This is a genomic window from Mesorhizobium sp. 10J20-29, assembly GCF_054130485.1.
Map to the genome: position 1 here is coordinate 635396 of NZ_CP199156.1, position 25588 is coordinate 660983.

A 25588-nucleotide genomic window follows, 5' to 3' on the forward strand; every position below is an offset into this window, starting at 1 on the left:
CGGTATCCTGATCCAATTTTGCCGCAATGCAACATTGAAATTTTCAGTTCGCCCGATGCCGGGTCAGCTCCGTCTTCCGGCCGATTGCGCCTGCAATCGCCGCAGCGCTGCCATGGCTTCCCCGGCTGCTTCCGACGGCACGAATATGTGGTCGTGATAGGCGGCTGCAACGACGTTGCAGCTGATTCCCGCATCCCCGATCGCCGTTGCGAAAGCCGCCGTGAGGCCTACCGCCTCGAGGTCGGAATGCACGGTCAAGGTGATCCAGGCGGCACGCAGCACGACCGGGACGCCGGCCCGCAGCGCAGAATCGTGAACCACGATCGCCGTCAGGCCCTCCGCCTCGCGGAACGTGCCGATGACGTCGTCTCCCGACAGGTCGAACGCACAGGCCTCGTCCTTGGCGAAGGTTACGTAGGCGACTTCGACCGGGTTGAGCACCGGCTCCATCGACGCCAGCAGGAGATCGAGGTCGGAAATGGCATTCTGCACGGGGAAGCTCCCTCGACCGTTCGCTTTCGGCCTCGGTTACAACCGCCGTCGGCCAGCGGCAAGTCTACGCATTTCTGCGCCGAAAGCGGCCTAGAAACAGAAAACCCGCCAATCCTTGGGATTGACGGGTTCTCTGACTGGTGGCCAGCGATCGGGAGGGGAGGGAACGCTAGGCCAATTCGGCAAGGTGGGAGGAGAAGCCTCGCCGAAACTGCAATTCTTAGCGCTGGCCGCGGGCTACGCCCGGGATGTCGCTTCGGTTGATACCGAGGTCGTTCAGTTCGCGCGTCGACAGGCGGCTCAGCTCGTTCACGGTATCGCGGTAGCGGCGCCAGTTGCGGTAGTTCTTGATCAGGTTCATCGCGGTAGACTCTCTATCTCGTCTGTTCTCGTTACCGCGCGTAGATGGGGTATGTCGGCACCGTTTAGAATGGATTGTTTTGCATAGGGGCAATGCGAATTTTGCATTGCCGGTTAACGGAAATTTGCCTTTGTCAGCCCGGCTTTGCGCCGTTGACCGGCAAGAGCACCGAATAGAGTGACGTCGTGCCGCAGATGAACAGCCGGTTGAGCTTCGGTCCGCCGAAAGTGACGTTGGCGACGACCTCCGGAACGCGCACCTTGCCGATCAGCGTTCCGTCCGGGTCGTAGCAGTGGACCCCGTCTCCCGCGCTCGACCAGATCCGCCCTGCCCTGTCGACGCGAAAGCCGTCGAAAAGCCCGTTGTCGCATGTGGCAAACACCTCGCCGCCCGACAGGCTGCCATCGGCGCCGACGCCAAACTTGCGGATATGCCGCGGTCCCTTCGGATCGTGCGAGGCGCCCGTATCGGCGATGTAGAGCGTCTTCTCATTGACGGAGAAGGCCAGCCCGTTCGGCTTGACGAAATCGTCGGCCACCCGCCGCACCTCGCCGGTTGCCGGGTCGACGCGATAGACGTGGCAGCCGTCGATCTCCGGCTCGGCGGTCATGCCCTCGTAGTCGCTGAGTATCCCGTAGGACGGATCGGTGAACCAGATCGAGCCATCGGACTTGACCACCGCGTCGTTCGGCGAGTTGAAACGCTTTCCTTCGAACCGGTCGGCAATGATCGTGATCGACCCGTCATGCTCCGTACGGGTTACCCGGCGCGACAGATGGTGACAGGTCACCAGCCGGCCCTGGTAGTCGACCGTGTTGCCGTTCGAATTGTCCGCGGGCTGGCGAAACACGGAAACCGACCCGTCGGTCTCGTCGAAACGCATCATCCTGTTGTTGGGAATGTCGGACCAGACGAGATAACGGCCGGCCGCGAACCAGGCCGGCCCCTCGCACCAGCGCCCGCCGCTCCACAGCCTCTCGACCCGGGCGTTGCCGACGAAGCAGCCGGCGAACCGTTCGTCGATGACCTCGTAGCCGGTGCCTTCGATGACGCTGAACATTCATTCCTCCCTGGCAGATCAACTGTCTTCTGTCGGCGCCGCACATCGCGCGCGGACCGTTCGGGTCAAGTTTGCGATGCCGGCAACTCGCCGGCAAGCGCGCAGATCACCTCGGCCACCAGTTCGTCCGGATCGCGCGTCGCATCGAGCGCAATCGCCATCTCATCGGCATCCGGCGGCTCGAGCGCGGCGAACTGGCTGTCGATCAGGCTGGCCGGCATGAAGTGGCCCTTGCGGCCGGCCACCCGCGACGCCGCGACATCACGCCCGACATCGAGATAGACGAACCGCATGTGCGGGCTCGCCAGCCTTAGCCGGTCGCGGTAGGAGCGCTTGAGTGCCGAGCACGTGACGACGAGCGCACGGCCGTTGCGGTCGGCTTCGGCGATTTCGTCCGCGATGGCGTCGAGCCAGCCCCAGCGGTCCTCGTCGCGCAGCGCCAGGCCGCTGGACATGCGCGCGATGTTCGCCGCGGGATGGTAGCTGTCGCCCTCCGCGAAAGCGGCGCCCATCGCCTGGGCCAGGGCCGCGCCGACCAGCGACTTGCCGCAGCCGCTGACGCCCATCACGACGACGATCGATGGTCGCCTGGTTGTCGATGCACTGTCCATGGGCTCTGCTATCGGTTTGCCGGCGTTCGGCCGTAGAGCAGGAGCATGACGACGATCACGACGCCATAGATGATCTGCCGGCCGGCCTCCGGCATCTGCATCACCGACAGGATTGACTGCAGCAGCGTTATGAGGATGACGCCGGCGACCGTGCCGAGATAGGAGCCGCGTCCGCCGAGGATCGAGGTGCCGCCGAGCACGACGGCGGCAATTGCCGGCAGCAGGTACTCGTCGCCCATGGACTGTGACGCCTTGGACGCATAGCCGGCCAGGAGCACCCCGCCAAAGGCCGACAGGCCACCTGCAATGGCAAAGGCGATCATCACCACCCGCCGCGTGTCGATGCCGGACAGATAGGCGGCCCTCTCCCGGTTGCCGATGCCGTAGACGGCGCGTCCGAAGCTCGTTCGGGTCAGCACGAACACGGTTGCGGCGCCGATCAGTGCCCAGATGACAACTGCGTTCGGAACTCCCGGAATTGTGAATCCTGTTGCCAGGTAGCGCATCGCGTCGGGTGCCGAGTCCTGCGGGGAATAGCCTCCCGTGTAGACCACCATGAGCCCCTGCGCGACTGCGTTCGTGGCCAGCGTGACGATCATCGCCGGGATGCGCAGATAGGCCACGCCAATGCCGTTGACGAGGCCGATCGCCATGCCGCACAACACGCCGAAGGGTACCGCCAGCGCGACGCCGACCGGGCCGTAAGCGGCCGCCGCGCAGGCCATCATCGCTCCCATTGCTACCGCCCAGGGCACTGACAGGTCGATGTGGCCGAGCAGGATGACCAGCATCATGCCGGTCGCGATGACGCCGAGAAACGATGCAACCTTCAACTGCTGCAGCAGGTAGGCGGGAGACAGGAAGCTCGACGAATAGAGGCTGCCGAGAAACAGCAGGATAAGGATGCACGCAAACGCCGTCACCACGGCCGGATCCGCACGTTTCAGGAACTTTGACATCCTGCTTGTCAGGCGCTCCATCGCCGTGTCGCTCATTGGAACCATTCCAGCTTGTTGCGCACCCTGAAGAGCCCGAAGGCGCCGAGACTGACCGCAAACAGCAGCACCACGCCCTGGAAGAGCGGCTGCCAAAGCGGGTCGAAATCGAAGACGAAGAGCAGGTCGCCAATGGTGCGGAAGGCAAGCGCCCCGAAGATGGCGCCGATCGCGCTGCCCCTTCCCCCGTAGAGCGACACGCCACCGAGAACGACGGCGGCAATGGAGAACAGCGTATAGGCGTTGCCGCTCGCATAGGCCGCCTCGCCCGTATAGGTGAAGAAGGTGAGGAACAGCCCGCCGATCGCCGCCAGCGTCCCGGCCAGCGTGTAGGCCGCGAATTTCGCGCGCCGGATGGGCATGCCGGACATGTAGGCGGCAACTTCCGAGGAGCCAGAGGCATAGGCTGCACGTCCGAGCACGGACCGGCTGAACGGCACCCACACGATCAGCACGACGGCCAGCAGCGTCACCAGGCTGGCTGGAACCACACCGAACAGTCGACCGGTCAGCGCATCCGCAAGGTCCTCGTTGACCGAGCCGCCGGGAAACGGCCGCAGGAGCAGCGCAACGCCGAAATACACCGCGCCCGTCGCGATCGTCGTGACGATCGGCTGCAGCCTGCCGAAGATCACGATGGCTCCGTTGATGGCGCCGCAGAGCGCCCCGCTCGCCAGCACTGCCGTGACGCCGAGGGCCGTCTCGATGCCGGTGCCGACCACCAGCCATGACGCCAGGCAGTTAGTCAGGATGAAGATCATGCCGACAGACAGGTCGATACCGGCGGTCAGCACCACCAGCGTCTGCGCCATTGCCACGAAGGCCAGCAGCACGCCCTTGTTCGACGCCGTCTGGACGACATTGGCGGTCAGGCCGGCCGGATGGTTCGAGGTGTAGATGATGAACATCACGATGAAGATGCCGAGCGCCAGCAGCGTTCCGCGCTGTTCGGCAACCCAGAAGCGCCATTCCTTCATGCGCTGGCTCCTTCGGCCATGGCTGCTTCTTCCCCCTGGATGTTCAGCGCGCTGGCGATCAGCGCGCGTTCGGTAATTTCGGCGCCGACCAGTTCGCGCTTGATGGTGCCGTCATAAAGGACCAGCACCCGGTCGCAGCAGCCGATCAGCTCGTCGTAGTCGGTCGAATAGAACAGGATGGCCGCCCCCGCCTCGGCAAGCTTGCGCAGCAGCTGGTACATCTCCTGCTTGGTTCCGACGTCGATGCCGCGCGTCGGGTCGTTGAGCAGGATGATGCGGGGCTGGCGCATCAGCCACTTGGCGATCACCACCTTCTGCTGGTTGCCGCCCGACAGCGCGCCGACGGGAATGTCCAGCCCCGCGGTCTTGATGGCAAGCAGCTTCACCATGTCGTCGATCAGGCTCTGTTCTGTCGCGCGATCGATGACGCCGCCTTTCGACAGCCTGTCGAGCGCGGCGAAGGAGAGATTTTCGCGCACCGTCATCGGCAGCATCAGGCCCTCGGTCTTGCGGTCCTCCGGGATCAGCGCCATGCCGATCTCGTCCTGCCTTGCGGCAGCCGGGCTGGCGATCGAAACCGGTTTTCCATTGACGAGGACCTCGCCGGTCAGCCCGCGCAGGACGCCGAAGAAGGCGAGCAGCAGCTCGCGCTGCCCCTGCCCGTCCAGGCCGCCGAGACCGACGACCTCGCCGGCGCGGACGCTGAGCGAGATGTCGTCGAGCCTGTTGGTCCATGACAGGTTGCGGCCCTCCAGCACGGGCGTCTCGTCCGACGTCTTGCGATCCGGCTTGGCCGGGAAGGCGTGGCTGTATTCGCGTCCGATCATCATCTCGACGACCTCGCTGTCGGACTTGCTGCCGGCAGCATAGGTAGCGACGTTGCTGCCGTTGCGAAACACGGTACACTCGTCGGCCAGTTCCTCGATCTCGTTCATGCGGTGCGAGATGTAGAGCAGCGCCATGCCCTCCGAGCGCAGCCGTTTCAGCACCGCGAAGATCTTCGACACGTCGGCTGCCGTCAGCGCCGAGGTTGCCTCGTCTAGAATGAGGATGCGCGGCTTGCGCGCCAGCGCTTTGGCGATCTCCACCATCTGCATGCGCGACAGCGGCAGGTCCTTGACCAGTGCCTGGGGGTGGATGTCGGCGGCGCCGGCGCGGGCAAGCGCCTCCATGGCAATCCTGCGCTGCGCCGTACGGTCGATCATGCCGAAGCGCTTCGGCGGATCGGAAATGACGATGTTGTCGGCCACGCTGAGGTCGGGGATCAGCGACAGCTCCTGGAAGACACAGACGATCCCGGCCTCGTTTGCCGCCGCCGGAGACGCAAAGCTGACCTCCTTGCCGTCCAGCGTCATGCGGCCTTCGTCGGGCGCCACGACGCCCGCCATGACCTTGATCAGCGTCGACTTGCCGGCGCCGTTCTCGCCGAGGATGGCATGAATGCGTCCCGGCGCGACGGCAAGGTCGGCGCGCTCGAGTGCGCGCACGCCGCCATAGCGCTTGGAAATGCCTTCCATGCGAAGAAGCGGAGCCGCTTCGTTCATTGGTTCCTCCGGGGACGACGCCAGACCAGAAAGAGGCGCCGCAGCCAGGCTGCGGCGCCGGGGCAAATCCTACTGGTTTTCCTTGCTCTGTCCCATGATTTCCTGGGCGGTGAAATTGATGCCGCAGGTCGGGAAGGAGTTGCCGACGAAGAAGTTGTCGGACTGGTCGGGGAAGTAATCCTCGCCTTCCTTGAAGTTCGGATCCTCGACGATCGCCAGCGGAAGCTTCACCGACTGCGGCACCACCTCGCCCTCGAGCGCCGCGATCGCCGTCTTGATGGCGACGGCGACCTGTGCCGGGCCCGTTCCGGCCGACGAGCACTTCAGGCCTTCGGAAGCGAACTTGGCGCAGAACTTGCGGAAGCCGTTCTCGGTCTCGCCGCCGAACGGCACGAAGGGATGCTTGGCGTCGATCATCGCCTGCACGACACCGGTGTCGCCGCCCTGCGCGGTGATGCCGGCGAACGGTCCATTGGTGGCGATGGCGTCGGCCGTGGCCTTCTGCGCCACGCCGTCATCCCACTTGCCGACGACCTCGGTGACTTCCCAGTTCTTGCCGGAAGCATCGAGCGTCTCGTGGATGCCGTTGTGGCGGTCGGTGTCGACCGACGTGCCGGCAACGCCGCGCACTTCCAAGACCTTGCCGCCGTCGGGCACATGCTTGATCAGCCAGTCCGCCCACAGCACGCCGAGCCCCTTCTGGTCGACGTTGACGTTGATGGCGTCCTCGGTGTCCAGCGTGTTGTCGAAGGCGACCAGGATGACGCCCGCCTGCTTGGCGCGCTTGATGACCGGCGCGAAGGCCGTCGGGTTCTGGGCATTGACGACGATCGCGTCGTAGCCCGAATCGATGAAGTTGTTGATCGCCGAGATCTGCGCCGGCACGTCCTCGCCGGTCGACACGACCTTGAATTCCTTAAGCTTGGCGGCGATTTCCGGCTGTGCCGCATAGGCCTTCGCCGTCTGGATCATCTGGATGCGCCAGGTGTTGGCGATATAGCCGTTGGCAAGAGCCACCCGGTAGGGGCCTTCCTTCTTGGGATATTTGAAGAACTTGGTATCGCCCGCCCATGGCGCAAAGCATTCGGCCTCGGCAGCCGGGCCGCTGACGATTTCTGGTTCGGCCAGCGCTGACGACGTCAGCATGGCCAGTGCGGATGCGGCGACGATACCGCCGAGCAATGATTTCATCATGTTGTTGTTCCTCCCAGTTGCGTTTCGGTGTGAGCATCGACGGCATGTTGCCACGCAGAAGATGCCTCCACCCCTGCATCCGAAGCGTCGCCGCGGCGCGGCGACCGTTCGGTGCGCAGTCTCCTCCAAGACTTGACCGGACAGCCCGGCTGAAGCGCCGCGCAATCGGTCATGCCCAAGTATGGTAGCGCTACCAAGTCAGGCTGTAAAGCGAGATTCCGTAGGGGAAGGTCCCCGCTAGCGGCGGGCGGTGCTCTCGCGCAGCTTGAGGTCGAAGCCGAGATCGACTACGCGCTGTTCGGGCCTTTCCCCGGCAATCGCCGCGCAGGCCATGGCGACGGCCTGGCAGCCGATCTCGTAGCGGTGCGTCGTCACGCTGGTCACCGACGGGAAGGCCACCTGCATCATGTCGAGGTCGTTGAAGCCGGTGATGCCGATCTGCTGCGGCACCTCGATGGAGGCCCGGTGGCATTCGAACAGCACGCCAAGCGCGAGATCGTCATTGTTGCAGAAGACGGCGTCGAGCGTCGGCACCTTTGCCAGCGCGTCGCGGAACAGGTCCCGCCCCAGCGAGACGGATGACGGCACCGGCGTCGTGTTGACCAGCCGCGGATCGTAGAGGCCGGCGGCCTCCATGGCGGCCCGGTAGCCGGCGAGCCGCCGCTGCGAACGGGGGTCCATCCGCGCGCCCAGGAACCCGATGCGGCGGTAGCCGGCCGTGATCATGTTGGCAGTCGCCTCCCGCCCGCCGTCGAAATGCGAGAACCCGACCATCATGTCGATCGGATCTGGACCCGTCTCCATGATCTGCACCACCGGGCAGTTGGCCTTCTCGAGCAGGCTGCGCGCGGTCTTGGTCTGGTCGATGCCGGAGACGATCAGCGCCGCCGGACGCTGGCTTAGAAACACCTGCAGCAGGCGCTCCTCCTCCAGCCCGGAATAGTGCGTGTTGCCGAGCTGCACCCGGAACGGGCCGTCGGACAGGCTGTCATAGATGCCGCGAACCACTTCCGCGAAGACGCTGTTGGTCAGCGACGGCACCAGCACGCCGAACACCTCCGCCCGCGCCGAGGCCAGCGCCCGCGCATTCGGGTCGGGGACGTAGCCGAGCTCGGTGACCGCCCGCTCGATCTGGCCGCGCAGGCTCTCCGAAACGCGTTCCGGCTCGCGCAGCGCCCGCGAGACCGTGATCGCGCCGACGCCCGCAAGGCGCGCGACATCCGAGATGGTGGGCCGCCCGCCCCCGCGGCGCGTGCGCGGCCTCATGCTGTTCCGCCCGCCGGGCCGCCCGGCCGCTCAATCCAGTCCTGCAACCGCCCCGTCCTCCCTGAAGATGCCCTGCGGACCTTATACCGGAGCCAGCCCAACGCTGCCAGCCAAGGCCTGCACCCGCTACTTGTGCTCGGCACGGTAGGAGCCGTCCCAGCCGGGCGGCGGGGGCGAAAGCCGGTAGGCCTCGAGCCTTGTCCGGTACTCGGAATAGGCCTTCTGCAGCTGCGCGGGCGCGCTCTCCTGCAGCTGGGAGAGACCGACCGCGGCCTCCTCGAAGCGCATGGCGCGGTAATGCGCCAGAAACGCGCCATGCAATGCGCGCAGGGACTGGAACGCCTCGCTTGCGGCCATTTCTTTTCCGCCCAGGATCGTGTGTATCGCCGTCGCTTCGTCGCGCCCGACCACCATCACCCTGTCGATCTCGAGCATCGCCATGCCCTCGACCTCGCGCGCCGTACTGTCTGCAATCAGGTTGCTCAGCCCGTAGAACTTGGTCAGTCCCTCGATCCGGGATCCGACATTGACGCTGTCGCCGATCGCCGAATAGTCGAAGCGCTGGCGCGAACCCAGGTTGCCGACGCAGCAGATGCCGGTGTTCAGGCCGATGCCGATGCGCACCGGCCGCTCCAGCCCTTCGTTGAGCCGGTCCAGCGCCTCCTGCATGGCCAATACGCTCTCGCAGGCGCGCCGCCGGTGGTCGGGAATGTCGATCGGCGCATTCCAGAACGCCATGATGGCGTCGCCCATGTACTTGTCGATTGTCGCGCCGTTCTGCATGAGCACGTCGGTCATCGGCGTCAGGAAGTTGTTCAGGAAGACGGTCAGCTGAGTCGCCTCCATGCTCTCCGAGATGCTGGTGAACGACCGGATGTCGCAGAACAGGATGGTCAGTTCCCTGTCCTCGCCGCCTAGCACGAGGCTCTGCGGGTTCTCGACCAGCCGCTGCACCATGGCGGGAGACAGATAGTGGCTGAAGGCGCTCCTGATGTAGCGGCTCTCGCTCTCGCTGAGCAGCAGCCGCACGCCCGAGGCCACGCCGTAGGCCAGGAGGGCTGCCAGCGCCGGCAGGATCGGCGACAGCAGCAGCGCATGATCGGCAAAGGCCAGCCAGCCGATTACAATGCACAGGCCGAGCGCCAGTGTTGCGACCAGCGCATTGGCAAGCGTCGAGAGCCACGGCAGGAACGCGAGAACCCCGACGGCGACCACCACGGCCAGCACGATTTCGAAACCCGCGGCCCAGTCCGGCCGGGTGATGTACGTGCCGCTGAGTATCTGGTCGATGATCTCCGCATGAACGAAGACGCCGGGCAGTCCCGCCGCCAGCGGCGTGGCCACGAGGTCGCGCAGGCCGATGGCCGAGGTCCCGATCAGTACGATGCGGCCTTCGATCTGGCCAAGCAGCGCGGGGTCGGGGTTTGCCGCCAGGAGCTTGTGCGCGGAAAGCACGCCTGCCGCCGGCTTTTGCGAATAGTAGACCCAGATGCTGCTGTCGGCGGCTGTCGGCACTTCGAGCGCGCCGACCTTCAGCGCCGTCATGCCGGGTTGCCCGGTGGCCAGCTCGCCGCTGGCGCCGGTGCTCTTGACGATGAAACTCGAGGCCCCCTGCGCGACGCGCAGCGCCTCGACCGAGAGGGCGGGGTAAAGCGTGTTGCTGTAGCGCGAGAGCATCGGCACGCGGCGCACCACGCCGTCGAAGGCCGGCGGAAAGCTGAAGACGCCTATGCCGGGCGCCGCTTCGTCCAGCACGGCGAGGTTGGGAACGCTGCCGGCATAATAGGGCAGGTAAAGCGAGGGGTTGTCGCCGGCGAAGGCGAAGCCCGCCTTCGGCTGCGGCGGTGGCGTCGTGACGGACTCGGCGAGAACCAGGCCCGCGACCACGGGCGACCGTGCGAAGCTGGCGGCAAGAATGCGGTCATGGTCGAGCTCGGCGCCGTCGCCCGGATATGTGACCTGGAACCCCTGGCTCTCGAGTTGCGCGACGGCGAGCGAAGGCGAGGTGCGGTCGGGCTCGGACAGGATCATGTCGAGACCGATGGTGGCTGCTCCCTGTTCGGTCAGCCGGTCGATCATTCTGGCAAGCATCGTGCGCGACCAGGGCCACTGTCCGAGCTGGCGGATGCTCTCGTCGTCGATGTCGACCACCAGGACCGCACTCTCGGCAGCCGCGCGCGGACTCAATGTCTGGTAACTGTCGAAGACAAGGAAGTTGAGTTTCTCCAGCGGGCTGGAAGGCGATACGGCGGCAGCGATCACGATCAGCGCGGCCAGCATGCCGGCCAACCAGATTGCCACATGCCGGCGGCGCCGGGAAAAATAGAACAGTGTGGTCAGGAGAGCCCGCATTCATTCCCCTCGATGCGTCGGCCACAGTCGCGTGGACCGCGATTGGAGGCAAGGGGAGAATCCGGCATGCCGGAAATCGCACCGGGTCGATCCCGGATGCAGGGGCTTCGGCGCAAGGCAAATCGGAATCCATCCGGAAACAACACCGGCAATAGACGGCATCGGGCCGAAACAGGCGTCAGGCAATGTTTCCTTGAGCGATGCGGTCCGTTCCCCGGTTGGGACGCATGACTGCCGTTCCTCTGTGAAGGCGATCCGCTATGAACCCGAACCGAAAACTTGCCTCAGGCATCATGTCGGCCCTGCTTTGCCTGCAGTGCCTCCTGGCGATGGGCGCAGTCGCCGCCGTTGCGCTCAAGCACCGGCCGGCAGCGCCGGATCAGGCTTACCGGACCGCGATGACGTCGCAAGACGTCGTCTGGCGCTGACTGCCGTGCTCGGGTCAACGCTGCCTGGGGGAGGGAGGATCGAACCGATAGCCGGAGCCGCGGATGGTCGTGATGCTTTCGGTATCGAGCTTGCGCCGCAGCCGCACGATCCGGGAATCGATCGACCGGTCGAACGCCTCGACGCTTTCGGCTGGAGCCGCCGCCATGATGTCGTCGCGCGACAGCACTTTGCGCGGGTTGGCAAGGAACAGGCGCAGCAGCGCGACCTGACCGGGAGACAGCTGCTCCTCCTCACCCGACCTGTGCATGACGAGCGCGGCTTTGAGGTCGACGGTGGTATTCTCGAACGCCATCAGTTCGCCCCGGCTCTTGCCGCGTCTCGCGGCGATGCCGGCGATCCTGGCAGCGAGTTCGCGCCAGTTCACCGGCGCGGTGACGATGTCGGCAGCCCCCAGTTCGAGAGCCAGCACCCTGTCGATGAGGTCTGCTTTGCTGGAAAGCATGACGAAGCTCGGGCCATCGCCGCCGGCGTGACGGCGCAACAGGTCGAGCCCGGCGCTTGCGGGCAGCGTCTCGCCGACCACCATGACATCCGTATCGACCGACGAGACCACGGACTCGAGCATCCACTCCTCGGCCACGACGCGGACGTCGTAGCCGCGCCGCTCGAGATAGTCGGCAAAATCCCGGCTGTCGTCCTGCGCCATGCACACCAGCGCAACGACCGGTCTTGCACCCATGAACCGCACTCTCCCCTTTGCCAAATCAAGGCTGGACACGATGTTTATACCCAATCTACTTTCTTCCGATAGCGGAGGCATGATTACACTGCCCAGCCGGATCGTGATCGTTGAGGACGAACCCGACCTTCGGGACGCGGTCGCCGAGTATCTCGGCGCCAACGGCTATATCGTCATGACCGCGGAAAGCGCCGCCGCCATGCGCTGCCTTGTCGAGACGGAGACCTTCGACCTTGCCATCCTCGACATCGCCATGCCGGGCGAGGATGGCCTGTCCCTGGGCCGTTGGCTGCGCAGCCAGATGCAGATCGGTCTGATCTATGCAACCGCGGCCGGTTCGCCGATCGACCGCATCGTCGGACTCGAGCTTGGCGCAGACGATTACGTGGTCAAGCCCTATGAATTGCGTGAGCTGCTGGCCCGGGTGCGCAGCGTGTTGCGGCGGGTGCCGCCCCAGACGGCGGCCCTGCCGGCAAGCAACGGAACCGGTGACGGGAAGCGCAGGGTCGTTTCCTTCGGCGATTTCAAGGCCGATCTCGACGGTCGCATGGTCGTCGGAAGAGGCGGCGCCATCCTAGAGCTGGCCAAGAGCGAATTCGACGTGCTGGAGGTTTTCCTGACACGCTCGAACCGCCTGCTCAGCCGCGCCGCGATTTCCGACGCGATCGGCTTCAATGAGGATCCCGAATCCTCGCGGGCCGTCGACATCCGCATCATGCGCCTGCGCAAGAAGATCGAAGAGGATCCGGCAAACCCGAAGTTCCTGCGGACCGTGCGCGGAGAAGGCTATATCTTCTCGCTTCCGCTCGACGGTCACTAGCGGCCGGAACGCGCTGTCACGGCCATGATGGAAAACCTGCCTCCGAGTCTCGACCCGGGAATCGCCGAACCCAGCGCTTCGGTTGCGACCGCGCGTATCGTCCGCACCCTGTGCGAGACCTCCGACTGGCAGCAGGTGATCCGGGATTCGCTCGAGATGCTGGCTCGCTCGCTCGGCGGGCACCGGGCGATCCTGTTCAGGCTGCGCGACCTTCCCGGCCAGGGTCTTGTGCAGTCAATTCAGGCCTATTGGGTTGACGACGAGATCGTCGGTCCGGCCGGGCCTCCGACCACCATCATCCAGTCGATCATCAACTCGGACCCGTTGCTTGAAAGGCTGGCCGAGGAACTGCGCCAGGGCAAGATGTTTGCCGGATGCACGCGCGATATCGACGGCTTCCTGCGCGCCGATTTCGAGAAGCAGAAGATCAAGTCGTTCCTTTCGGTCACCATCTTCGCGCACGGCCATCTGTGGGGCACGATCGCGATCAACGACTGTCTTGTCGAGCGCGAATGGACCAATGACGAGAAAGCCGCCGTCGAAATCGTCGCCATGGCGATCGGCAATGCGGTCGAGCGCTCGCTTTCCGACGCCCATGTCAGCGAGATCATCCGCCAGACCATGCTGCAGGCGTCGCTCGACGCCATCATCGTCATCGACGAGACCGGCAGCATCATCGAGTTCAACCCGGCGGCCGAGCGCATCTTCGGTTTCAAGCGCAGCGCCATCCTCGGCAAGGACCTGCTGCATACGGTGGTGCCGCATTTCTACCGCAAGGGATATGCCACCGGCGCCGACTACATGTCCGGTCGCGGCGCGCCGATGATCGGCCAGCGCATGGAAACGATCACCCAGAACGCCGATGGCGAGATTTTTCCCATCGAACTGACGGCGACCGAAATGAAGGTCGCCGACCGGCGCCTGTTTTTCGGCTCGATCCGCGATCTGCGCGAGCAGCGGCGGGCCGAGGCCGAGATCAACCGCCAGCGCGAGAAGCTGCACCAGAACGAGAAGATGGCGGCGATGGGCTCGCTGCTGGCCGGCGTCTCGCACGAGCTCAACAACCCGCTTGCCGTTGTGGTCGCCCAGTCGACCCTGCTGCACGAATTCGCGCCCGATGCGCCGACCAAGCTGCGCGCGGAGAAGGTACGCGCCGCTGCCGAGCGCTGCGGCCGCATCGTCAAGAGCTTCCTCGGCATGGTCCGCATCCACCCGACGGTGCCCGACGAGACCGACCTCAACAATGCCGTGCGCGCCGCCCTTGAGGTCACCGCCTACGGCACCCGTTCGACCGGCATCAGCCTCGATGCAGTCTTCGCGGCCGAGGCGCTGCCGGTGCTGGCCGATGCCGATCACATCACCCAGGTGGCGGCGAACTTCCTCATCAACAGCCAGCACGCGCTTGCCGCCGCCAATGGCGAGCGCCGCATCACGGTCAAGACCTTCAGGCTGAGCGAGGCGATTGTCGGCTTTTCGGTCGAGGACACCGGCCCGGGCATCCCGCTTCAGATCCGCCACCGCATCTTCGAATCCTATTTCACCACCAAGCCGGTGGGCGTCGGAACGGGTATCGGCCTGTCGATCTCCAAGTCGATCGTCGAGCGCCACAAGGGACGCATCCGCTTCGAGGAGGTATTGCCGCACGGCGCGCGCTTTGTCGTGGAGCTGCCGGCCTTTGCCGGGTCGCGCACCGCGGCCCTGGCGCAGGAAACGCGCTCCAGTGGCCTTCGCCACGCGCTCATCATCGACGACGAACCCGATGTCGCGGGCTCGCTCGCCGACATTCTCGAACTGATGGGCGTCAAGGCGCGCATCCTCACCGCCTGGACGACCGCCGAGGAGGCGACTGCCGACTTCGACCCCGACATCGTGTTTTGCGACCTGCGCATGCCCGAGGCCAACGGGCTGCGGGTCTACCGCGAGTTCTGCGCGCTTCGGCCCGACCTGTCGCGCCGCTTCGTGCTGGTGACCGGCGACATGATCGGCGCACGCAGCGACATCGGCGCCCTGGCGACCGACGAGCGGCCCCTGATCCTCGAAAAACCCTTCAGCACGCTCGACGTCAGGAGCGTGCTGACCTCCATCAACGACCAGGTCGCGCTGGCCGACGGCGCCGCGTGAGCGCCACGCGGTGCTGTCCTTGCGCCGGTCTCAGCCCTTCAGCACGTCGGCCCATTCCGGGTGACGGCGGAACTGCGCATTGGCGAACGGGCAGAGCGGGATGATCTTCGTGCCGGCCGCCCGTGCATCCTCGACGGCGCGCGTCACCAGCCGCAAGCCCGCGCCCTGGCCGCGAAAGGCATCCGGCACCTCGGTATGGTCGATGATGATCTGGTGCTCGCCGATCTTGGTGAAGGTCATCTCGGCTTCGTCGCCCTGTGGCAATCGCAGGAAATAGCGCCCCTTCGAGCCCTTGTCCTCGAGCACGATCTCCGCTGTCTGGTCAGTCATGTCAGGCTCCCGCTGTTGCCGGCTGCAGGAAGGCCCTGGCCGCGTCGATTTCGTTTGGCCGCAGCTCGTGGCCGCCATCGTGCCAGACCGTTGCCGCATCGGCGCCCCTGGCCAGCAGGCTGGCCTCGAGCCGCGCCGTCAGGTCGGGCGGACAGATCGGGTCCCGGCGCCCGGCCGTGATCAGCACCCGCCGTCCCTTGAGCTCGCCATTGACCGCCGGATCGAAGGGAATGAGCGGATGCATCAGCACCGCAGCGTCGAAGAGTGCCGGGTCCAGGAAGATCGTTGAGGCGAGGATGTTCGCCCCGTTCGAATAGCCGATCCCCAGCACGCGCGACGGCTTGCCGGCCGCGACATGCGCCCTGACGAAGGCCGCCATCTTTTCGGTGCCGCGGGCAAGGTCGGCCATGTCGTAGACCCCCTCGCCCGTGCGCCGGAAGAAGCGCGCGGCGCCGAATTCCGAGACGTCGCCGCGCGGCGCGACGATGGTCGCGTCGGGCATCAGGTCGCGCCCGAGGGCCAGGAGCTGGTTCTCGTCGCCGCCGGTGCCGTGGAAGGCGAAGAGCAGCGCGCCGCCCGGCGAACCGGGCAGCACCTTGTGGACATAGGACTGCGTGGACATCACGTCCTCCTTACGCGCCGAGCGGCTGCAGGTGCTTTTCCAGGTACTCGCGCAGATGCGCGTGCTGCGACGGCAGCTTCAGCGCTTCGCCCAGATGCGCGGTATCCTCGTCCCGGTCGAAGCCGGGCTCGTTGGTCGCCACCTCGAACAGCACGCCGCCCGGGGTGCGGAAGTAGATCGCCCAGAAATAGTCGCGATCGATCACCGGCGTCACCTGGTAGCCCGTGTCGAGCAGGGCCTTGCGCACCTCGAGCTGCTTGGCACGGTTCTCGACGGAAAAGGCGATGTGATGCACCGACCCGGCGCCGAGGTCGGCGAACGCCGCGCCCGGAACGCTCTCGATGTCGATGATGTCGGCGCCGTTGCCGTTCTTCACCGCCAGCCGCCGCACATTGCCGGCGGCATCGACTTCCTCGTAGCCCATGAACTTCAGGAGCTCCTCGGTCGCGCTGCCGTCCTTCAGCCGCAGCGACGCGGAGTGGAAGCCGCGGATCGCCTCGTCATTGGCGACGCCGCCCCGGGTCCATGCCGGGCGTCCGTCGGCCTTCGCCTCGACGAGCGCGAAGCTGTCGCCGTCGGGGCCGTCGAAGGCCAGCCGGTTCTCGCCGAAGCTGGTCTCCTGCTTCAGCCCGGTGACGCCCTGCTCGGTCAGGCGCTGCGTCCAGAACGGCAGCGTCCCTTCCGGCACGGCATAGGCCGTGGTCCCGACTTCGCCGGCGCCGTGACGGCCCTTGCCGATGTTCGGGAACGGGAAATAGGTCATCACGGAGCCCGGCGTGCCGACCTCGTCGCCATAATAGAGATGGTAGACGTCGGGCGCGTCGAAGTTGACGGTCTTCTTGACCCGGCGCAGGCCGAGCTTGTGTGTGAAGAAGTCATTGTTCTGGCGCGCATCGGCAGCCATGGACGTGACGTGGTGGAGACCCTTGATCTGGTCGAGCATTGTCGTGCTCCTTTCGGTTGTGCCGGCTGGGGCGCTGGCTTGGGTCATATGTCGGTCAATGCGATGGTCAACAAAAGCCCGCGCAATCAGAATGGACTGTTCATCATTGGTGAACGACGCCGGCCTTCCCCATCCCAACCGCAAACCGCCGCTTGCAACGGCCGTCAAATCCGGTTCCATGGGGCGATCCTCGGAAACCGGCAGGAATGGCGCCCAACATCCTCCTCATCACCTGCGACCAGTGGCGGGGCGACTGCCTGTCGGCAGCCGGTCATCCTCTGGTCCTCACGCCCAATGCCGACGCGCTGGCGCGCGAAGGCGTCATGTTTGCCCGCCATTACGCGGGCGCAGCGCCCTGCGCGCCGGCGCGGGCCTGCCTCTATACGAGCCTCTACCAGATGAACAATCGCGTTGTTCGAAATGGCACGCCGCTCGACCGGCGCCACGACAATATCGCGCTGGCCCTGCGCCGCAATGGTTACGATCCGACACTCTTCGGCTACACCGACGTGGCGCCCGATCCGCGATGGCTCGCACCGCGCGATCCGCACCTCAGGAGCTATGAAGGCGTCCTGCCGGGATTCTCGGTGCGCCAGCTCCTGCCCGAACACCAGAAACCCTGGCTCTCCTGGCTCGCCGCGCGCGGTATCGATGTCTCGGCCGGAAGCCCCGGCATCCACCGCCCGGTCGGCGGTCCGGCAGGCAGCGTCTCGGATGCACCGCCCGTCTATTCGCGTGACGAGACGCCGTCGGCGTTCCTCGCCGATTCTTTCATCCGCTGGCTCGGAGAGCAGGACGGCGCCTGGTGCGCCCATCTTTCCTTCATCAGCCCTCACCCGCCCTTCATTGTTCCCGAACCCTTCAACCATATGTACCGCCCGGACAGCGTGCCCGCCATCGCGCGGCAGGAAACCTGGCAGGAAGAGGCCGGCACCCACCCGCTTCTCGCCTACCTCATCGGCACGCAATCGGCAGCGAGCTTCCGGCCCGAGCTCGAAGGCCTCGTGCGCGACCTCGACGAGGCTGCGATCCGCCAGATCCGCGCGATCTACTACGGCATGGTGTCGGAAGTGGATGCCCAGCTCGGCCGGATCTGGGAAGCGTTGCGCGCGGCCGGCTGCTGGGATGACACGATCATCGTCTTGACCTCCGACCATGCCGAGATGCTCGGCGACCACCACATGCTGGGAAAGGGCGGCTATTTCGACGGCAGCTACCACATTCCGCTGATCCTGCGCGATCCGCGACAGGCGGCATCGGCGGGCAGGCGCGTCGAGCATTTCACCGAGGCGGTCGACATCATGCCGACCCTTCTCGACCTGCTGGAGCAGCCCTTGCCGGCCCATCTCGACGGCAGGTCGCTGAAGCCCTTCCTCCAGGGTGTGCCACCCGGATCATGGCGCGATGCGGTTCATTGGGAGTTCGACTTCCGCTCCGTGGACAGCGGCGACGCCGAGGCACATTTCGGCCTCGAGGCCCGGCAATGCAACCTGTCCGTAGTCAGAACTGAGCGGCACAAATATGTGCATTTCGGCGGCGGGCTGCCGCCGCTTCTGTTCGATCTCGCCGAAGATCCGGCCGAGCTGCATGATCTCGCCGGCGATGCCGCTTGTCTTTCGCTGCGTCTCGCCATGGCCGAGCGGTTGCTCGAGTGGCGCGCCAGGCATCTCGACCAGTCGCTCGCTCTGTCGCAGTTGACCGAGCGCGGTGTGTCGGGTCACCTGGCGCCGTTGCCCCCAGGATAAGAAAAACCCGCGCCGTTTCCGGCGCGGGTTCTTCAATGCCTGAATGTCAGTGACCTTACTTGGTCATGATCATGCGCTGGTCGTCGCGCGTATCGGCATAGGTGCCTTCATCATAGGCCGGAGCGGCTTCGAGCTGCTCCTCGGTGAAGGTCGTGTAGAGGTACTTGTTGCCGTCCTTGTCGGTCATGAAGGCGAGATTGTCGCTGCCGACGGCAACTTCCTTCTCGCCGATGCCGAGGAAACCGCCTACGTCGATGATGTAGGCGTCGACCTGGCCGTCAGCGGTCAGGATGACGTCGCCGATCTCGCCGACATTGGCGTCGTTCGCGCCGTAAACGGTGGTGCCCACCATCTCCTCGGCACGAATCTCGCCCGAGGGAATCTCCTTCAGGGTCGAACGATCAATGGCCGCGGTCGCGGTGTTGTCGGTGGCCGGAGCCTGTGCCGATTGATCGGTGGCGGGGACTGCCGGATCAGCAGCCGGAGCCTGGGCCGTCTGGTCGGTGGCCGGGACTGCCGGATCGACAGCCGGAGCCTGGGCCGTCTGGTCGGTGGCCGGGACAGCCGGATCCGCAGCGGTCTGGTCGGTTGCCGGGGCCATGCCGTCCTGCGCCGTGGTGTTTACGGCGACATTGGCCGGGGCCGGCTCATAGGCGCTGGCGTCGAATGCCGTCTGCGACTCGAGCTGCTCCTTGCTCATCGGGGCAACGAGCCAGCGGTCGCCGTCACGTTCTGCCCAGTCGAGCTGCGAATATTCCACTGCGACGTCCTTTTCGCCGATGCCGAGGAAGCCGCCGACGCCGATCACGACGGACTCAATGCTGCCGTCGGCGCTGATGACGATGTCGTTGACTTCACCGATGTTCTCGGCGTCGTCACCGGTACCGTTGTAAACTTCCTCGCCGATGAGGTTGCTTGCGAGGTGGCCGTCGGCACGCTCGACCTGAGCGTTTGCGTCGACAGCCGGGTTGGCATCCTGCGTCATCGGGGCAGGCTCGGTGGTCGCTGCCGGAGCCGTGGCTTCCTGAGCGAAGGCGCCCGTCGAAATGAGCGTTGCAAGTGCGGTTGTAGCCAGCAGATTGCGGATCATGATATTGTCTCCCTGTGCATGGTTTCAGAAATGGTCTCATTGCACTGTCGCGCTGGACCCGTCTCTCGAAGGAAAGGTCCGGCGCGACTTCACGCCCCAACAACGTGGCCACCTGTAACTTGTTCCGAAATTCACGCGCCAACAGGCCGGGCTTTTTTTTGGGCTTGATCAGCTGGTTGGACTTGCCTCGAACACTGTCATTTTGGATGGAACAACGCTCGTTCGGAGTCGTTAGGCAGGGTTGGATGCCCGGCATTCGACGGCTGGATAATTGATTGGGGGTAGCTCGGAATGCAATTTGTGGCGGTTATCAACCGTGACGGCGGCACGATGCGCACGATCGATCTTGACGACTTCTGCGCGCGCATGCGCGAGACTCTCGAAGCCTCCGGACATTCCCTCGAAATCGACCTTGTCGCCGGCGACGGTTTGATCGCCGGTCTGAAAAAGGCTGCGGCAACCGACGCGGATGTTGTTCTGGCGGGCGGCGGCGACGGCACGATCTCGGCGGCGGCCGGAATCCTGATGGACAGCGGTAAGGCCCTCGCGGTATTGCCGGCCGGAACTATGAATCTCTTTGCCCGCAGCCTCGGAATTCCCTTATCGCTCGACGAAGCCGTGGCGGCGCTTGCCACGGCGCCGATAAGGCAGGTCGATATCGCCAGCGCCAACGGCCGTCCCTTCGTGCACCAGTTCTCCGTCGGCATGCACGCCCGGCTTATCGATCTTCGATCCAGGATGGAGTTTGCCTCCAGGCTCGGCAAGATCGGCGCCTCGGCAAGAGCCGCCATAGCAACGCTCCGCAACCCGCCCGCACTTGATGTCTCGCTGCTGCTGGGCGAGACCGAGATCGTCGCCCGGTCGACCGCGATCGGCATCACCAACAATCTGTTCGGGGAAGGCCACCTGCCCTATGCGGAACGGCCGGACGGCGGCGTGCTCGGTGTCTACGTCACGGTCGCACGCGCACGCAGCGAGATACTGAGTTTCGTGCTCAACATGGCGCGCGGCCGGTGGCGCGACAATCAGCAGGTGGAGATACATCAGTCAGAAGAGGTGAAGCTGACAATTCGTTCCCGGCGCAGAAAGTTGAAGGCTGCCATCGACGGTGAGCTTTGCGAATTGAGCCCCGAGACACATGTCAGGATACACCCCGGCGCATTAAGCGTCGTCGCGCCGGCGGCATCGTCCCTGGCAAGGGCCGCGTGATGCATCTTGGGACCGGAAAATTCGGCGAGGGATCGCTGCTATTGGGCGGAGCCGGATTGAGGTTGGTCGGCGCTGACTCCCGACTGGTCCACGCTGCGGGAATCGATGCTCTCGCCCCAGAATTCGAGCCCGAGCCACACGGCTCCGGCGAGTGCGAGCCCGACGGCAAGGATTGTGAACACGCGGTACCCGTTTCGACCCTGGCGTGCTCTTTCGGCCGTGACCTTCTTTTCTTCCACTGGGAATCTCCATTGCAGCGCGGCATAAGGCCCGCGCAATCACCGGACCAATGCGTCTGTCAGCCAAATGTTCCGCATCCGCCGCAACCGCCTTTTAGAGCCGGGCGGCGTATTGGGAATCGATGAGAACTACAGGGGGACCTCGACCATTGGGGCAGGGAAACGCAGGGCGACCGGGCTTGCCGGAGCATGTCTGGCAAACCGTCAACGACCAGCACCGTTTGGCGCGCCTGCATGCGCTCGAGACGATCGGCACCGAATCCGATGCCGATTTCAACCGCATTGCGCAGCTCGCCGGCAACGTCATGGGAACGCCTGTCGCGCTGGTCTCGCTGCTTGAGGCCAAGCGTCAGTGGTTCAAGGCAAGGACTGGCTTTGAACGTGGCGAGACACCCATCGAGCAGTCTTTTTGTGCCCACGCGATCGCTGCCGCAAACGATGTCATGGTCGTTGAAGACGCCTTGCACGACCCTCGCTTCGCTGAAAATCCGCTGGTGACTGGCGAAGACCACGTTCGCTTCTACGTCGGAGCGCCGATCGTCGTTGGAGGCGCGACACTGGGTACGCTTTGCGTCCTCGACCGCGAGCCGCGGCCGCGCCCCTCCCCGGAAGTCCTCGCGCAGCTTGAGGCCCTCGCCGCGCTTGCGTCGAGCCTGTTTGCGCTGAAGGAAGGAACCCGCAGCGGAGCCTTGGCGCGCGCGGCGCTGCTTCGTGAAGAGGCCCGCAAGTCCGTGGCCCTCGACGCGGCGGGTATTGCCAGTTGGGTGTGGGACGCCAGGTCCGATCTGGTCGAATGCGATTCCCTGATGCAGGTGCTGCTTGGCATGCCGCAATCGACGCGGCTTACCGCCAGGCGCATATTTTCGGCCATCGACCGGCGCGACGTCGGCCAGATCGAGCGCTGGTTCCGGACCGATCTCAGCGAAGGAGACGAGTTTGCCGGGGAGTATCGGATCCGGCACACGGACCCGGTGCGCTGGCTGGCGGCACGCGGACGGGTTATCGAGCGTGACTCGGAAGGTCGCCCGGCCCTCATCTTTGGCGTCAACTATGACATCAGCGAAGCCAAGTCCGGTGAGATACGACAGCGCATCCTGCTGCGGGAACTGAACCATCGGGTCAAGAACACACTGGCCACCGTCCAGGCGCTTGCCTCGCAAACAGTACGCCACGCCCGCGACCCGCGAGAATTTCTGGAAGCATTCAGTTCGAGGCTGCAGGCGCTCGGGCTCGCCCATGGCCTGTTGTCCGATCACGAGTGGCGCGGCATCCGCATTGGCGATCTCGCGCGCCGGGAGGTCAAGCCTTTCGACGATCCGCAGCGGCAGCGGATCGCGATGAGCGGGGCCGACATTCTGCTGTCGCCCGATCAGGCTGTCGGACTGGGGCTGATCCTGCACGAACTGGCCAGCAATGCCATGAAGTACGGCTCGCTATCCGTGCCGGACGGCACGGTCGACCTAGGCTGGCATGTCGACGGGCGGGATGCCGATCGTCAGATTTCCGTCGACTGGAAGGAGAGCGGAGGCCCAGCCGTCGTGCCGCCGGAAAGGACGGGCTTTGGGTCCATCCTGATCCGCCGCAGCCTTGCGAAAGTTCTCTCCAGCCAAGTCGAGCACGTGTTTGCGCCGGAAGGGGTGACCGCCCGGATAACCATGCCGCTAGACCAGCAGGAGGACTGACGGTCCCGAGCGCTGGCGATCAGATCTGGTCGTCTGGATCGTCGTCGTCGTCGGAGCCGACATTCTCGCGGTAGATGGCGTAGGCCAGAACCGCTGCGGCCGGTCCCAGCAGCAACCCCAGGCCTCCCTTGCCGCGTAGCAGGCTAGGCAGCAGCGCGATCGCGGTGGCGACCCCGGCCGCGGTCATGTCGGCCCTGCGTCTCCTCGCCTCCCGCCGCGCGCGAAAGCCTGCCGTGATGCGGTGGATGATCAGGATCACCACCGCGATGACGACGAAGCAGACGCCTATTCCCAGCGCCGCTTCCAGGTCGCCATAGCGTTCGGAGGCCCAGATGAAGAGTCCGACGAAGAAGAATATGGCGCCGCAGATCGCCGCCAGTCCAGCAAGCGCATAGGCAACGGCGGCCCTCCGTGCACGTTGCACGGCAGCCGCCGTTCGACCCGATACGAGGCTTGCCAGAAGCGATGCGAGCATGAGTTGCTAGCGGCGCGCGATGAGCGCGAACAGGAAGCCCACGCCGGCGGCGATGGCGAGCGACGAGATCGGCTTTTCACGCACGTTCTCGGTGATCTGCGCCTCGATGTCGCGGGCGTTCTGGCGCAGGCTCTCCACGGTCTCCTCGCCCTTGGCGCGAAGCTGTTCGGCGCCCTGCGAGGCGGCGCGTCGTGCCGCGCCGATACCGTGCTCGCCGGTGCGCTGGAGCTGTTCGGTCAATTTCTCGATGTCTGCCCTCAGCAGCTTGATGTCCGCCTCGAGGTCCGAAACCGACCGCATCTCGTTGCCGGCCTTTGCAGTTGCGGCATTCGCCATATTTTCGCTCCTTGCTGTTGTTGCGGCTCAACGTGTCAGGATCGTCGAAGTTCCCGTCGGGAACCAACGAATGGCGCACTACGTTGCCTCGCTATATCCGAAAAGAGATTTTCATGTCCAACCGCATTGTCAAGAAGGCGCCCATCGTGAGGCTGCCGCCGAAGTCGAACGTGGAGCTCCTGCTGCAGCGGGCTTCGCAGGTCTCGATCATTCTCGTCGGCCTGGTCGCCGCGATCTTTGCCCTTTATTCGGCCGAGTACATCCTGGCGCCCGCGAGCCTCGGCATCGTCATCGGCCTCATGCTCGGGCCGATCGCCACCCGCATCGAAAGGCGCGGCTTGGCCCCCGCCTTCTCGGCGACCCTCGTCGTCATCCTCTTCATCGCGCTCATCCTGCTCTTCGTCATCGCGCTGGCGGCGCCACTGTCCTTCTGGATGGCGCGGCTGCCGCAGATCTGGGCCGACCTGCAGGTGCAGCTTGCCGAGCTCAAGGGGCCGATCGAATCCATCAAGACCATGCGTGACCAGATCCGCGAGGTGGTGGGTGCCGACGGCGTAACGGTTTCGGTCGACGACGGCGTCGGGGTCGAGAACATGGTGTTCCTGGCGCCGGCCTTCATCGCGCAGGTGCTGATCTTCTTTGCCTGCCTCTTCTTCTTCGTCGCGACGCGGCACCAGACCCGGACCGCCATGCTGAAGCTGTGCCTTGACCGGCGCCTGCGCTGGCGTGTCGCCCACATCTTCCGCGACACCGAGGACATGGTCTCGCGCTACCTGCTGTCGATCACGCTCATCAACATCGGCGAGGGCCTCGCCGTCGCCGGCGGCATGTATCTCATCGGCATGCCCTCGCCGGCGCTGTGGGGCGCGCTGGCCGCGATCCTCAACTTCGTCGTCTTCATCGGCCCCACCGCCATGGTGGCGGTCCTCTTCCTGGTCGGCCTCGCCGAGTTCGACACCCTCGGCGGCAGCATGCTGCCGGTCTTCGTCTACCTTGCCATCAACCTTGTCGAGGCGCAGTTCGTGACGCCCATCGTCGTTGGCCGCACCATGACGCTGAACCCCTTCGTCGTCGTCCTGTCGCTGATCTTCTGGATCTGGCTCTGGGGCCCGCTGGGCGGCTTCATCGCCATACCGGCGGTGCTTGTCGTCTACGCCATCCTGCGCAACATCGTACCGGGCATAAACTGGGAGGTCGACGAGCTCGACCGGCAGCATCCGCGCTAGAGCAGCGGCCGCTTGTCCTCCCGCAGCCCCTCCCACCCGGAAAGCTTCATCAGCCCCTCAAGGTCGGCGATCTCGCAGCCGCGGTCGCGCCAGGAGATGAGCTTCCTGTCGATCAGCTTGCGGATGGTCTTGTTGGTATGGACGAGCGACAGGCCGAGCGTGTCGGCGATATGCTGCTGGCTGATCGCCACCTCGTTGGGGCTGCCCCCCTTGAGGCCGACGCTTTTTGCCCGGCTGTGGATGAAGGCGAGCAGATAGGCCGCCCGCTCGATGGCCGACCTGCGCCCCAGGCTGAGCAGGTTCTCGTCCAGCATCCTTTCCTCGCGCGAGGCGATCCAGGTGATGTCGAAGGCCAACCCCGGATGCTTGCGGTAGAGCCCGAAGAGATTGTCCCGCTCGAACACGCACAGCAGCATCGGCGACAGCGCCTCCACCGAGTGCTGCATCTCGCCCAGAAGGCTGCCCTGCAGGCCGATCATGTCGCCCGGCATGACGAAGTTGAGGATCTGCCGCCGCCCGTCGGGCAGCAGCTTGTAGCGGAAGCCCCAGCCCGACAGCACCGTGTAGAGATGGGCGCTGTGGTTGCCCTCGACGAGCACCGTCGACCCCTTCTCGACCGACAGCTCGCCGGTCTTGAACGTGCTGATGAAGTCGAGTTCCTGGTCCTCGAAGTCGCGGAACACATCCAGCGGCCTCAACGGGCATTTCTCGCAAGGATACTGGCGAATCGAGAACCGACGTCCCGGGTGTCCGGCCAAATGCTTGTCCC

General features: G+C 65.2%; 26 protein-coding genes. 7 read left to right on the forward strand and 19 right to left on the reverse strand.

The window, feature by feature from the left end:
- Positions 1 to 63: 63 nt before the first annotated feature.
- The 10 genes from ACT2BZ_RS03080 to ACT2BZ_RS03125 form a co-directional block, all read right to left on the reverse strand.
- Positions 64 to 492 (reverse strand): ACT domain-containing protein, encoded by a 429-nt coding sequence (locus ACT2BZ_RS03080; protein ID WP_457939197.1) that lies wholly within the window; start codon positions 490 to 492, stop codon positions 64 to 66.
- A gap of 220 nt (positions 493 to 712) precedes the next feature.
- Positions 713 to 853: a DUF1127 domain-containing protein gene (locus ACT2BZ_RS03085; protein WP_457939199.1), complete on the reverse strand. Its 141-nt coding sequence runs from the start codon at positions 851 to 853 to the stop codon at positions 713 to 715.
- A 133-nt stretch (positions 854 to 986) separates the two neighbouring features.
- On the reverse strand, positions 987 to 1913 hold the full coding sequence (locus ACT2BZ_RS03090; protein WP_457939200.1) for an SMP-30/gluconolactonase/LRE family protein: 927 nt from the start codon (positions 1911 to 1913) through the stop codon (positions 987 to 989).
- A gap of 65 nt (positions 1914 to 1978) precedes the next feature.
- On the reverse strand, positions 1979 to 2524 hold the full coding sequence (locus tag ACT2BZ_RS03095) for a gluconokinase (RefSeq protein WP_457939202.1): 546 nt from the start codon (positions 2522 to 2524) through the stop codon (positions 1979 to 1981).
- Positions 2525 to 2532: 8 nt separating this feature from the next.
- Positions 2533 to 3519 carry an ABC transporter permease gene (locus tag ACT2BZ_RS03100; RefSeq protein WP_457939203.1) on the reverse strand — a complete coding sequence of 329 codons (987 nt, stop codon included), beginning with the start codon at positions 3517 to 3519 and terminating at the stop codon, positions 2533 to 2535.
- Positions 3516 to 4496, reverse strand: coding sequence for an ABC transporter permease (locus tag ACT2BZ_RS03105; RefSeq protein WP_457939204.1), 981 nt, complete (start codon positions 4494 to 4496; stop codon positions 3516 to 3518). Before ACT2BZ_RS03105 ends, ACT2BZ_RS03100 begins: the two co-directional genes overlap by 4 nt.
- Positions 4493 to 6040, reverse strand: coding sequence for a sugar ABC transporter ATP-binding protein (locus tag ACT2BZ_RS03110; protein WP_457939206.1), 1548 nt, complete (start codon positions 6038 to 6040; stop codon positions 4493 to 4495). Before ACT2BZ_RS03110 ends, ACT2BZ_RS03105 begins: the two co-directional genes overlap by 4 nt.
- Before the next feature lie 69 nt (positions 6041 to 6109).
- The gene (locus tag ACT2BZ_RS03115; RefSeq protein ID WP_457939208.1) at positions 6110 to 7234 is read right to left on the reverse strand and encodes a sugar ABC transporter substrate-binding protein; all 1125 of its coding nucleotides are present in this window, start codon (positions 7232 to 7234) and stop codon (positions 6110 to 6112) included.
- A gap of 237 nt (positions 7235 to 7471) precedes the next feature.
- Positions 7472 to 8500, reverse strand: coding sequence for an HTH-type transcriptional regulator GntR (gene gntR, locus ACT2BZ_RS03120; protein WP_457939209.1), 1029 nt, complete (start codon positions 8498 to 8500; stop codon positions 7472 to 7474).
- 126 nt (positions 8501 to 8626) lie between these two features.
- A complete protein-coding gene (locus ACT2BZ_RS03125) occupies positions 8627 to 10852 on the reverse strand; it encodes a CHASE2 domain-containing protein (RefSeq protein WP_457939211.1) in 2226 nt (741 codons plus the stop codon).
- A gap of 260 nt (positions 10853 to 11112) precedes the next feature.
- On the opposite strand from ACT2BZ_RS03125, the gene ACT2BZ_RS03130 reads away from it, so the two are divergent.
- Positions 11113 to 11280, forward strand: coding sequence for a hypothetical protein (locus ACT2BZ_RS03130; protein ID WP_457939213.1), 168 nt, complete (start codon positions 11113 to 11115; stop codon positions 11278 to 11280).
- Between the two features lie 14 nt (positions 11281 to 11294).
- Here the strand turns inward: ACT2BZ_RS03130 and ACT2BZ_RS03135 are convergent, their stop codons facing one another.
- A complete protein-coding gene (locus ACT2BZ_RS03135; protein ID WP_457939215.1) occupies positions 11295 to 11981 on the reverse strand; it encodes a winged helix-turn-helix domain-containing protein in 687 nt (228 codons plus the stop codon).
- Between the two features lie 88 nt (positions 11982 to 12069).
- On the opposite strand from ACT2BZ_RS03135, the gene ACT2BZ_RS03140 reads away from it, so the two are divergent.
- Together ACT2BZ_RS03140 and ACT2BZ_RS03145 are read left to right on the forward strand one after the other, a co-directional pair.
- Positions 12070 to 12801 (forward strand): response regulator, encoded by a 732-nt coding sequence (locus ACT2BZ_RS03140; protein ID WP_457941205.1) that lies wholly within the window; start codon positions 12070 to 12072, stop codon positions 12799 to 12801.
- A 24-nt stretch (positions 12802 to 12825) separates the two neighbouring features.
- Positions 12826 to 14922 (forward strand): ATP-binding protein, encoded by a 2097-nt coding sequence (locus ACT2BZ_RS03145; protein WP_457939217.1) that lies wholly within the window; start codon positions 12826 to 12828, stop codon positions 14920 to 14922.
- A gap of 30 nt (positions 14923 to 14952) precedes the next feature.
- Here the strand turns inward: ACT2BZ_RS03145 and ACT2BZ_RS03150 are convergent, their stop codons facing one another.
- Genes ACT2BZ_RS03150 through ACT2BZ_RS03160 form a run of 3 tightly spaced genes read right to left on the reverse strand, consistent with a single transcriptional unit; the run spans position 14953 to position 16817 of the window.
- Complete coding sequence (locus tag ACT2BZ_RS03150) at positions 14953 to 15252, reverse strand: GNAT family N-acetyltransferase (protein WP_457939219.1); 300 nt, start codon at positions 15250 to 15252, stop codon at positions 14953 to 14955.
- Between the two features lies 1 nt (position 15253).
- The gene (locus ACT2BZ_RS03155) at positions 15254 to 15874 is read right to left on the reverse strand and encodes an alpha/beta hydrolase (RefSeq protein WP_457939220.1); all 621 of its coding nucleotides are present in this window, start codon (positions 15872 to 15874) and stop codon (positions 15254 to 15256) included.
- 10 nt (positions 15875 to 15884) lie between these two features.
- Positions 15885 to 16817, reverse strand: coding sequence for a VOC family protein (locus ACT2BZ_RS03160; protein ID WP_457939222.1), 933 nt, complete (start codon positions 16815 to 16817; stop codon positions 15885 to 15887).
- A 206-nt stretch (positions 16818 to 17023) separates the two neighbouring features.
- On the opposite strand from ACT2BZ_RS03160, the gene ACT2BZ_RS03165 reads away from it, so the two are divergent.
- Positions 17024 to 18562, forward strand: a complete 1539-nt coding sequence (locus ACT2BZ_RS03165) for an alkaline phosphatase family protein (RefSeq protein ID WP_457939224.1) — start codon at positions 17024 to 17026, stop codon at positions 18560 to 18562.
- Positions 18563 to 18617: 55 nt separating this feature from the next.
- Here the strand turns inward: ACT2BZ_RS03165 and ACT2BZ_RS03170 are convergent, their stop codons facing one another.
- Positions 18618 to 19652 carry a PRC-barrel domain-containing protein gene (locus tag ACT2BZ_RS03170; RefSeq protein WP_457939225.1) on the reverse strand — a complete coding sequence of 345 codons (1035 nt, stop codon included), beginning with the start codon at positions 19650 to 19652 and terminating at the stop codon, positions 18618 to 18620.
- 291 nt (positions 19653 to 19943) lie between these two features.
- Between ACT2BZ_RS03170 and ACT2BZ_RS03175 the strand changes: the two genes are divergently transcribed.
- The gene (locus ACT2BZ_RS03175) at positions 19944 to 20861 is read left to right on the forward strand and encodes a diacylglycerol/lipid kinase family protein (protein ID WP_457939226.1); all 918 of its coding nucleotides are present in this window, start codon (positions 19944 to 19946) and stop codon (positions 20859 to 20861) included.
- Between the two features lie 38 nt (positions 20862 to 20899).
- Here the strand turns inward: ACT2BZ_RS03175 and ACT2BZ_RS03180 are convergent, their stop codons facing one another.
- A complete protein-coding gene (locus ACT2BZ_RS03180; RefSeq protein ID WP_457939227.1) occupies positions 20900 to 21100 on the reverse strand; it encodes a hypothetical protein in 201 nt (66 codons plus the stop codon).
- A 122-nt stretch (positions 21101 to 21222) separates the two neighbouring features.
- Between ACT2BZ_RS03180 and ACT2BZ_RS03185 the strand changes: the two genes are divergently transcribed.
- Positions 21223 to 22782 (forward strand): sensor histidine kinase, encoded by a 1560-nt coding sequence (locus ACT2BZ_RS03185; protein ID WP_457939229.1) that lies wholly within the window; start codon positions 21223 to 21225, stop codon positions 22780 to 22782.
- A 19-nt stretch (positions 22783 to 22801) separates the two neighbouring features.
- Here ACT2BZ_RS03185 and ACT2BZ_RS03190 read toward each other — a convergent pair whose 3' ends face one another.
- Positions 22802 to 23206: a hypothetical protein gene (locus ACT2BZ_RS03190; protein ID WP_457939231.1), complete on the reverse strand. Its 405-nt coding sequence runs from the start codon at positions 23204 to 23206 to the stop codon at positions 22802 to 22804.
- Positions 23207 to 23263: 57 nt separating this feature from the next.
- Positions 23264 to 23593 carry a DUF883 family protein gene (locus tag ACT2BZ_RS03195; protein WP_457939232.1) on the reverse strand — a complete coding sequence of 110 codons (330 nt, stop codon included), beginning with the start codon at positions 23591 to 23593 and terminating at the stop codon, positions 23264 to 23266.
- Between the two features lie 113 nt (positions 23594 to 23706).
- On the opposite strand from ACT2BZ_RS03195, the gene ACT2BZ_RS03200 reads away from it, so the two are divergent.
- A complete protein-coding gene (locus ACT2BZ_RS03200; protein ID WP_457939234.1) occupies positions 23707 to 24819 on the forward strand; it encodes an AI-2E family transporter in 1113 nt (370 codons plus the stop codon).
- On the opposite strand, the gene ACT2BZ_RS03205 is transcribed toward ACT2BZ_RS03200, so the two are convergent.
- Positions 24816 to 25577, reverse strand: a complete 762-nt coding sequence (locus ACT2BZ_RS03205; protein WP_457939235.1) for a Crp/Fnr family transcriptional regulator — start codon at positions 25575 to 25577, stop codon at positions 24816 to 24818. The genes ACT2BZ_RS03200 and ACT2BZ_RS03205 overlap by 4 nt on opposite strands.
- Between the last annotated feature and the right edge of the window lie 11 nt (positions 25578 to 25588).